The organism is Pseudomonadota bacterium, assembly GCA_022361155.1.
GTDB lineage: Bacteria > Myxococcota_A > Polyangia > Polyangiales > JAKSBK01 > JAKSBK01.
The window spans coordinates 21,296-30,655 of record JAKSBK010000052.1 but is presented as its reverse complement, the minus strand read 5'-3'; the positions used below and the strand labels follow the sequence as shown (position 1 = coordinate 30,655).

At 65.5% G+C, this 9,360-nt stretch carries 5 protein-coding genes; 1 reads left to right on the top strand and 4 read right to left on the bottom strand.

Annotated features, from left to right (window positions below; genetic code table 11):
- Positions 1–133 precede the first annotated feature (133 nt).
- The 3 genes from MJD61_01500 to MJD61_01490 form a co-directional block, all read right to left on the bottom strand.
- A complete protein-coding gene (locus MJD61_01500; GenBank protein MCG8553952.1) occupies positions 134–1,264 on the bottom strand; it encodes a hypothetical protein in 1,131 nt (376 codons plus the stop codon).
- An 11-nt stretch (positions 1,265–1,275) separates the two neighbouring features.
- The gene (fumC, locus tag MJD61_01495) at positions 1,276–2,670 is read right to left on the bottom strand and encodes a class II fumarate hydratase (GenBank protein MCG8553951.1); all 1,395 of its coding nucleotides are present in this window, start codon (positions 2,668–2,670) and stop codon (positions 1,276–1,278) included.
- Between the two features lie 297 nt (positions 2,671–2,967).
- The gene (locus MJD61_01490) at positions 2,968–4,677 is read right to left on the bottom strand and encodes a L,D-transpeptidase (protein MCG8553950.1); all 1,710 of its coding nucleotides are present in this window, start codon (positions 4,675–4,677) and stop codon (positions 2,968–2,970) included.
- Positions 4,678–5,428: 751 nt separating this feature from the next.
- Between MJD61_01490 and MJD61_01485 the strand changes: the two genes are divergently transcribed.
- A complete protein-coding gene (locus tag MJD61_01485; GenBank protein ID MCG8553949.1) occupies positions 5,429–6,856 on the top strand; it encodes a beta-lactamase family protein in 1,428 nt (475 codons plus the stop codon).
- Between the two features lie 37 nt (positions 6,857–6,893).
- Here the strand turns inward: MJD61_01485 and MJD61_01480 are convergent, their stop codons facing one another.
- Positions 6,894–9,134, bottom strand: coding sequence for a hypothetical protein (locus tag MJD61_01480; protein ID MCG8553948.1), 2,241 nt, complete (start codon positions 9,132–9,134; stop codon positions 6,894–6,896).
- Positions 9,135–9,360 lie beyond the last annotated feature (226 nt).

Here is a 9,360-nt window from a genome sequence, read left to right as displayed (position 1 = left end):
TCTGACCACCGCTGGCTATGTTGCTCCTCCTCGAAGTATCCCCAATACTCCTCGTCGTCGCGCCTCGCCAGCGGCGCCCAGTCCTCACCGAAACACACGCGCTGTTCATCCGCGGGCCCTTAGCGCCAGGCGACTACAATACCCCCTCGTAGATGCGATACTTCTTATAGACTTCGCCTCCCATGGCGCGGATGCCGAGATTGACCGGCGCGTTGTCCTCCAGCGTCCAGCTGAGCTCGCCCCAGCGGTAGCCGAGACGCTCACCTCGTTTCGCGATCTCGACGTACAAGGCAAACGACAGCCCGCCATAGCGTTTGGTGTTGCGGAACTCGCTGTGGATGCCCATGAAAGCCAAGCGGGCGCTTTCGGGGTGACGCACCTTGAGGCGCCACAGCAGCTTGAAGATCCCGAAGGGCAACAACTTGCCGTCGAGATCGCGCGCGGCCTCGTTGAGGTTCGGAATCGCGATGCAAATGGCCGCCGGCTTTCCGTTGATCTCAGCCATCAGAGCCAGATCGTCTTCGATCACAAGCCGCAAGTCCGCGGCCGCCTTCCTGATTTCCCGTTCCGTGAAAGGCACGTAGCCCCAGTTGTTGGACCAGGCGTCGTCGTGCACCTGGAGCACAAGCCGCAGCTCGTCGCGCATTTTCCACTTGCGCATGCTGCGTATGCGCACTTCCGGCATTGCTTGCACTTGCTCCCAAGCTCTGAGCGCGCGCTGCGGTATGTGCTGCACGTCGTAGCGCCAGGCGAGCAGATCCTTCTCCTTGCTCAAGCCGACCTCTTCGAGCAAGGGGCCGTGATAGGGCTTGGAGTGCGCCATCATCAGCATGGGCGGGGAGTCGAAGCCTTCGACCAACAAGCCCACCTCCTCGTTGATGGACCACGACAGCGGTCCGCGAAAACGCTTCATACCGCGCTGCTTGAGCCACTTGCGCACTTCGTGCATCAGGCAGGCGGCCACGGTCCGGCAATCGATCGTATCGAAGAATCCGAAGAAACCGGTCGCGTCGTCGTAGCGCCGCAGATGCTCGCGATCGATCTGCGCCGAGATGCGTCCCGCCAACCGACCGTCCTTGTAGGCGGTGAACAGCGCAGCGTCGGCATGACGAAAGAAGGGGTTTTTCTTGGGGTTTAGGCGCTCGCTGATCTCGTAGCGCAACGGAGCTACCCAGGCTGCGTCGCCCCGGTACACCTCGTACGGTACCTGCATGAATGCAGCGAGGTCTTTGCCCGGGGCATGCTGTCGAACCTCTACTCCCATGTCGGTCTCACCTATTGCTTCAGCGGCCCGATCATTAGCTCGGGGCGCACGATCTCATCGAATTCCTGGGCGCTCAAGAATCCCAACGCGACGGCAGATTCCCGCAGTGTGATGCCGTTCTTGTGCGCATTCTTGGCAACCGCAGCGGCATTATCGTAGCCGATCTTCGGATTGAGGGCCGTGACCAACATGAGCGATTCGTGCAGGTTCTTTTCGATATTGGCGCGTTGGGGTTCGATCCCGACGGCACAGTGATCGTTGAAGCTCAGGCAAGCATCTCCGAGAAGCTGTACCGACTGCAACAGATTGTACGCCATGACCGGCTTGAATACGTTGAGCTCGAAGTTGCCCTGACTGCCCGCGAAGCTGATGGTCGTCGTATTGCCGAACACCTGGGCGCAGACCATGGTCATGGCTTCGCATTGGGTCGGGTTGACCTTGCCGGGCATGATCGAGCTGCCAGGCTCGTTTTCTGGAATCCCGAGCTGGCCGATGCCGCAGCGCGGTCCGGAAGCGAGCCAGCGCACGTCGTTGGCGATCTTCATGCAGGCGGCTGCCAGCTGATTCAGGCTGCCGGCGGCGCCCACAAAGGCGTCATGAGCCGCGAGGGCCGCGAACTTGTTGGGCGCCGAGGCAAACTCGCGTTCCGAGATCTGGCTGATGCGGGCGGCGACCCTGCTTGCGTATTCGTGGTGCGTATTGAGGCCGGTGCCCACGGCCGTGCCGCCTAGCGCGAGCTCGCGCAGCCCGGGCAGCGATCCCCTGATCGCAGCCAGCGCATGATCGAGCTGCGCCACCCAGCCGGAGATCTCCTGCCCGAGTGTGAGGGGGGTGGCGTCCTGCAGGTGGGTGCGGCCGATCTTCACGATGTCGTGGAATTGCTCCGACTTGCGTGCGAGGGTCTGTCGCAGCTTGCTTGCGCGCGGGAGCAGATGGCCTTCTATTCGCTCGACTGCGGCGATATGCATGGCCGTCGGAAAGGTATCGTTCGACGACTGCGATTTGTTGCAGTGGTCGTTGGGGTGCACGGGCTTCTTCGAGCCCATTTGGCCGCCGGCAAGCTCGATGGCTCGATTCGCAATCACCTCGTTGACGTTCATATTCGATTGCGTTCCTGATCCGGTCTGCCACACCACCAGCGGGAAATGGTCGTCTAGCTGTCCGGAGATCACCTCGTCGGCGGCACGCGACACCAGGTCCTTGATGGTCTCATCGAGCAGGCCGAGCTCATGATTGGTGACGGCGGCAGCCTTCTTGAGTATGCCGAAGGCGCGCACGATCGCTCGAGGCATGCGCTCGCTGCCGATGCGGAAGTTCGTGAGCGATCGCGCGGTCTGGGCTCCGTAATAGCGATCGCCCGGGACCTCGATGGCTCCCATGGAATCGGTTTCGGTTCGCATTGGCATCGTCGGTGCTCCAGCAAGTAGCCTCGGACGCTCGAGCGGGTCCTTGCTGGCCGCTTATACCTTAATTGCGCCGTGCGCTAGTGCTCGCGGCCGGAAGTTCGATCCGGGTTTTCTCCCGGGAAGGCCGCGGGCACGACCGCGCGCAGCGCGGCATCGACAAGAAGGTGCCCGAGCAAGCGCGTCGGGGGCCGAGTTTCTGGGCCGTTGTGCCTGAATCGACAAGGGGCCCACGGATCCCAAACTTCGATAGCAGCAAGGGTCGCCGAACGGTCAACAGCAAATCGCAATTGCCGGCGATCAGGCGTCCACCCAGACCCAGGCAGCCGACTTCGCCCGATCGGCGTAGATTCCGTGCCACCCCGCGGGCAAATGGGGTCCGGCCCATCGAAAAAGCCAACGCGCATCGGCTGGCGAGAGATTGACGCAGCCGTGGCTCCGAGGTCTGCCGAAGCGGTTGTGCCAGAACGCGCCGTGCAGTGCAAAGTTGCGGTCGAAGAACATGGCCCAGGGCACGTCCTCGATGCTGTAGACCTCTCCGGGTGTGCGATCGTCGTCCATCGTCATCGAAATGTGCTTGGATTGGATGCGGAATAGCCCCCCCGGTGTGTCGAAGCCGGGCTTGCCGGTGGACACCAGCGTTGCGAAGACGGGATTGTCCCCTTCGTAGGCCACCACTACCTGCTGTTCGACATCAACGTGGATCCAGTGAGCAGACACAGGTATGCGCCGCGGTCGTCGGACTCGTACGATGACCCGCAGCGCGTTTTCGGGCACCAAAAGCCTCGAGTCGTGCGTCGCGCGATGGCGCCTGCGATCGACCAAAACCCTTTCGCTACCCAGCGCGAACGCCGCCCCACGGCGGGCAACCGGGCCGATCTGGACCGTCGCAGCGTGCGGATCTCGGCGCCGCGTCTGCACTTGGCTGAAGTAGACGATTCCGACGGGTAGTCGAGCGAGCTCACCCTGTAGCTCGACCCCGGACGCTGCCGGAACCGTGGCCGTGAGCAATCTGTCGCTGCGCACGTACCCGCCCCGAACCGTCCGTGCGAAGCTCCCCGAAGGCCCGTGTTCCTGCCCGGCTAGGCTGACATAAAACCCGGGTTGCATGCGAAGACGCACGTAGCTCGGGAGCAGATCGCCGGGGGCCGGAGCCCCGGTCTCGCTGGAGGAGCCGATGGCAGGTGGCGCAGCCTGCGCAGGGCTCGACGGCATGGTCTCGAGGAGGGCTGCCTGGCCGGAGGGCGCCGGGGTCGCGGCCGGGGCGTTTGGGGGCTGCCCGGACACGGTCTGCTGGTTTGCTTCGAGCTCGGCTTCAAGCTCGGCCAAGCCGGCCAGCGCCTGCGCGGTCTCCGCTTCCTCCTGCACGCTGGGGAGACGCCAATACTGGGGCACGTTCATGCTGGCAGTTCGGGCGTAGTCGTACGGGAGCTGCCCAACGAGGGTGGGCCGCGTCGAGGAGCTACCGAAGCTTACCGGCTTGTTGGAGAGACTGAACCCGCGCCCCTTGCACACGAAGCCTCCCCCCAGCAGCTCGTGCCAGGTGGTAGCGCAGCCACTGCCCTGGATGCCGCGTGCGGCTCGGAACCTGGCGCCGCGTCTCAAGTAGCCTATAGGCACGCCGTCCAGCACGGGCCGAGAAAACACCTGGGCAACGACGTGGAACGCCACGCCAAAGAGCGGGTAGCGCTGCTCCAGACGCTGCAGTCGCTGGCGATCGCGTTCGTGGGCCGCGCGCAGGCCGTCGCGCACCGGCTTGGGGCTCGTCGCAGCGGACACCGAGCTGGGCGGTCGCTTCCCTGCGCGAACCTCGTGCCCTCCGGCCGTGCGAGTCGTTGGGCCGCGGCCGGTGCCGGGCCCTGAGGTGGCTGGGGGAGCTTTGCCGCCGTTGGTGCCGGGGCCCGCTTGCGTGTGCGTGTCAACCCGAGTCTTGGCTGCCGTTGCTGCGGCGCTCGCCGGGAGCGCCTGCCCCTTGAAGCCGCCGCAGCCCGCCACCAGGAGCGCCGCCATGGCTGGGCCGTGCCGGACCGACGCCTTGGTGGCGAACCCGCACGCACGGGACTGCATTCGCGCGAACACAGCTCCCGCATCGCATGAAACAGCGGCTCGGGTCCAAAAAACCACGAGTCCGCCCGCCCGGCAGTGTAACCGTTCAGGCCCCAGAAAGTCGGGCTTTCAGGCAGTTTTCCGGGCGAGTGCGCCCGCAGGAGCCGCCCGAGGATTACTACGGTACTTCGCAGGGCAGCGGCGAGGACGTAAACCGACCAGAAGAGCGCCTGGGAAGCCGCCGTCGAGGCGAACACACCGGTGAACCGTTACCCGGTAGTGGGCAGCGAGGCCACTGCCCCCGAAGTACCGAGGCCAGTCGCGAAGCACGTCGAGCCGCGAGCAAGGCCCGCCTGGTTGCCGATTTCTTGGACTTGAATCGAAGTGCATGGGGTTGAGCAGGCAGTCCTCGAAAAATGCTCAGTCGAGTCCAGAATTCCTGTTTCTTTGAGCCGTGATTCTCCCGGTCATGCAAGTTTGCGTGTGGGGCGCGCCGTGAGCTTGTGGGTGCAGTGCGCTTCGCGATAACATCGCGCGGGTGTGCGCCCGGATCCTGACCTGGTGGGCGGTGGCGCTGCCGGCAGTAGCATGCGGCGGAGGTGATGTTTCGCCCGCCGGTCCGGCCGGGCCCGGCGCTGTCCGTGGGGCCCGAAGCGGACCCGGCGGTCGCGGCAGGCCGGCCGGCGGAGCGCCGGCGGGCCCTCGGCCGCAGCTCGTGGTTCGCCACGCGGGCGTGCAAGTCGCGCTCGACGCAGCGGTTCCTTTGCCGCTGGGGATGGGCCGGCAGTTCGTCGCGCCCGTCGGTTCCGAGATCGAGCTTGCCAACGAAGGGGATGGGGATCTCACGGTAGCCATCCTTCGGCCAGGCGCAGGGCTCGGCTGGAGCGGGCCCGAGCTGCCGCTGCTGCTGACACCAGGCTCTCGGGCCATGGTCGGTGTCGGGGCCAGCGGCGAGGTGCTAGGCCCGGTCGAGGCCAACCTCGAGATCGACTCGAACGATCCCCTGACACCTACCGCTAGCATCGCCTGGCAGGGACGCCTCGACCCGTACATTCAGGTCCTTCACAAGGACAACGCGGCCGTTAGCGGGTACGCCCGACAGATCATGCGGGCAGAGCAGCTGGTCGGGCTTGGAATCGGCATCGTGGAGGGTCTCGATATCGTCTATCTCCAAGGGTTCGGATTCGCCGATCGTGCCGCGAACGTGAAGGTGGATCCAAGCGCGACGTTGTTTCGCTGGGCTTCGTTGTCCAAAGGCGTGATCGGGCTCGCGGCCATGCAGGCCGTGACGCGCAGGGAGATCCAGCTGGACGCCTCGATCAGTGACTATTTCCTCACGTACATGACTCCCCGGCATTACCTTCCCGGTGGCTGCGGCAGCCGGTCGTGTCAACGCAAGATCCCGGAAGATAAGCGCGTGATCACGCTGCGGCAGCTGCTCAGCCACACGGCCGGCGCCACACACTATTCAAACGGTATTGGCGATCCCAAGCCTCCGCAGGCCATGGCCGACGATCCAATGACCAATACAGGCATCGAGTGGGCGCTACGCTACTGGATCGATCAGCCGCTCGTTGCGATCCCGGAAACGATGTACTCCTACTCGACCTTCGGCTACAACCTTGCGGGCGTCGTGGTCGAGCATGGCGCGGCTCGCAAACTTGCCGACCTCGTCCATGATTGGATCTCCGTGCCGCTGGGCATGAGCACGATGCAGCCGGACTACTTCTGGGTCGATTTGCCGAACCGCGCGGTCGGCTACACCGGGGGTGGCGATCCCCCTATCCCCGACGGCGACAACGACGTGAGCTGGAAGCTACCGGGGGGCGGCTTCATCTCGACGGTCGGAGACCTGGCTCGCTACTGCGCTGGGCTCATGGGCAAGGTCGTGCTCGATCCCGCGGTCCGCGACGGCGAGCTGTGGAAAGTACAGCCACCCGCGACCAGTTACGCTCTGGGCTTCCGCGTCGGCTCGTCCCCCAACGGCGAGCGTATCATCTACCACACGGGCTCCCAGCAAAAGACCAAGACAGCCTTACGCGCGTATCCCGACCAACAGCGCTGCTTTGTCGTCATGACCAACTCGACCTGGGTGAGCCCGATCGAGATTCTGGACGGTGCCGACATGGCCTACGGTCGCTGAGCCACACTCCTTGGTGACGGGTTACGGCGTCGGCAGGTTATTGCCCGTCTGCGATGCGTTCGAGCCAGTCTTGGGCTTCGGCGTGAAGGCCGCCTCCGGGTAGCGCGAGCACTGCCAGTGCACGCCAGGACCGCTCGGCCAGGGCGAGGTCGCCCGCTGCGTAACTTGCCGTTCCTAGCAGCCGTCGAGCCTCGAGCTCGATTTCTGTCGTCGGCAGGGTCGCGTCCAGTGCTCGCACGAGCACAGCCGCTGCCCGCTTGTAACGCCCATGCGCCACCAACTGACGTCCCTCGAGATAGGCTGCGAGCCCGTCGCTGCGCAGACCGTGCAGCTCGCGCGCTAGGTGGACTGCCAGGGCCCCGTCGACCGCCTGCCGGCCACCACCCACCAGCAAGTCGAACCACAGTCGCTGCTCTCGCGGGTCAGAGCGCAGCGCGATGGTCTTGACCTGCAGTAGTCGTCGAGCTGCGTCGCTTTGGGGTAGCTCGAGGAGCGCCTGGTACTCGCGCAACGCTTGCTCGTGGTCACCGTGCTGCCACATGGCGTCGGCCAGCGCCCGCCGCGCAAAGGCCCGTGTCGGCGCGGGTGCCGGGCGTCTTGCCTGCCCTGGGCTGCGCAGACGATTCAGCTGCTGGTGGGCCGGCTCGAGCTTTCCGGCGCGCGCGAGAACGCCCACCAGCGCGGCTCGAGTCGAATCGTCAGCAGGATCGATCCGCAGGATTTCGCGGCAGGTGGCCGCGCTGCGCGCGTCGTCGTGCGCGGAAAGGTCGCCGGCCAGTTGCAGCTTCAGCCGTGCCACCTGATGAGGGCACACGCTCGCTAGGATGCTGCCCGAAGCGAAACGCGCGCGCGCCCGCGAGCGAGCGGTTTCGGGCAGCGCGACCTCGGCGATGTGCGCTTTCCAGCGCCGCTCCAGTTCGTCGATGCTCATCCCGAGGACGCCTTCGACGCTGCCGCTCTCGTAGATTCGACGCACGGCAGCAGCGCCGTGCTGGTCCAGCACGAAGCGCAGCAGCGAGCCAGCCAGGGTATAGGCACGTGCTGCAGGCTGGCCAAGGAACGACGTGCCCACAATTCGGTTCAAGGGCGGAGCAAGCTGCGCCTCCATCATGGCTCGGGCCCACTGGTGTGGTGTCAGCCCGTCCGCGTTGGGCCAGGACGCAGCCACTGCCAGCCCCTCGATCAGGGCCGGGCTGGGCCACAGCCCACCCAGCTTGCCGGACACCTTGAAGGGTCCGGTAGCCATGCTTGCGCTCACCACGTGAGCCAGCTCGTGCGCGAGCACGGGGTGTGGCCAGCCCCCGAGTTGAAGATAGGCCTCGCTGCGCCAGGGCTTCGCCACGTAAGTCCGGCCTGCGCCCATCAGCAAGCGCTTCTCGGCGGGGTTCCTGAAGAAAAAAACCCGGACCGGCCGGCGCTGCCGGACCCCGAGCAGCGCTTGAAGCTGCCGGACCCGGAAATCGCAATCCTGCAACAGGCGGCGCGTCTGCTGGCGGTCGAGCTCTCGAGGTACGACGACGGTGCAATGCTCGCCCTGCCGTTCGGCGCCCAAACGCTCGGCGATCCATGCGCTCGTGGTTCGATGCCCGAGCTCCGGTCCCAGCCAGTCGAACAGCGCGAGAGCGCAAGCCGTGATCGCGCCGGCGACCAGCCAGGCACGACGGCCCGGATGCCGGCGTGGCAGGCGCGCTGCGTTCAGCGCGATCCAGATGCCGGCCAGCAGCAAGAGGCTGCCCAGACGAAAAACGAGGTACGTGGCGGGTAGCCGGACGTCCGCATCGTACAGCGGGCCTGGGAAGTACCCGAAGAAGTGGCCGTAGGCAAAGACCGCCGGAGTGGTGTAGAGGCGCCACAGGGCTAGGCCGAGCTCTGCGAGCGGCAGGGCCGCTGCGAGCACTCTGGCCAGCCTGGCGTGCGGCACCGTTTCCGCCGCCAGGATACCGCCCTCAGCCGCCAAAGCGCAGCTGAGATACGGGCCGAGGAACATGAAGAGCAGGCCTTCGTACGGGGCGCAATTGCGCACACGTAGGGCATTCAGGCCCAGCATGAGCAGGGGAACCGCGCACACGAGCGCGCCCACCATGAGCCCTGCCCCGAACAGGCGTGCGCAGCTAGGCGGCCTGTTCGGTGCTTGGGCCAGACAGGCACCGGTTGCCGCCACCCAGGGGGGTAGCAGCACGCCCAAGACCAACGCCGCGGCAGCTCCATGCACGCCAAATAGGGGCACGCTGCACAACACCAGCGTTGCCGTGGCTGCCACGCCGAGCGTTAACCGCATGCTGCGCAGCTTCAGGAGTGACTCAGGCCGCATCGGCTCGGGCTGTCTCACCGTGACGACAATACGTCCTTGGGGAGCTTGGGCGTCCGGTCAAGATAACATTGCCAGGTCGGCTTTGAGGCGCCCGGCCGGCAAGGCGCGCTGTCGCGCGAATACGCCCTGTATTCGAAGGCGGCGCAACACCGCTGGACGGGATGGATCGAAATCAAAGTGGCGATGCTATTCT

Excerpts from the sequence above, each read along its gene's own strand:
- MJD61_01500 (MCG8553952.1), bottom strand. The coding sequence starts at position 1,264 with ATGGGAGTAGAGGTTCGACAGCATGCCCCGGGCAAAGACCTCGCTGCA.
- MJD61_01490 (MCG8553950.1), bottom strand. The coding sequence starts at position 4,677 with ATGGCGGCGCTCCTGGTGGCGGGCTGCGGCGGCTTCAAGGGGCAGGCG.
- fumC (MCG8553951.1), bottom strand. The coding sequence starts at position 2,670 with ATGCCAATGCGAACCGAAACCGATTCCATGGGAGCCATCGAGGTCCCG.
- MJD61_01480 (MCG8553948.1), bottom strand. The coding sequence starts at position 9,134 with ATGCGGTTAACGCTCGGCGTGGCAGCCACGGCAACGCTGGTGTTGTGC.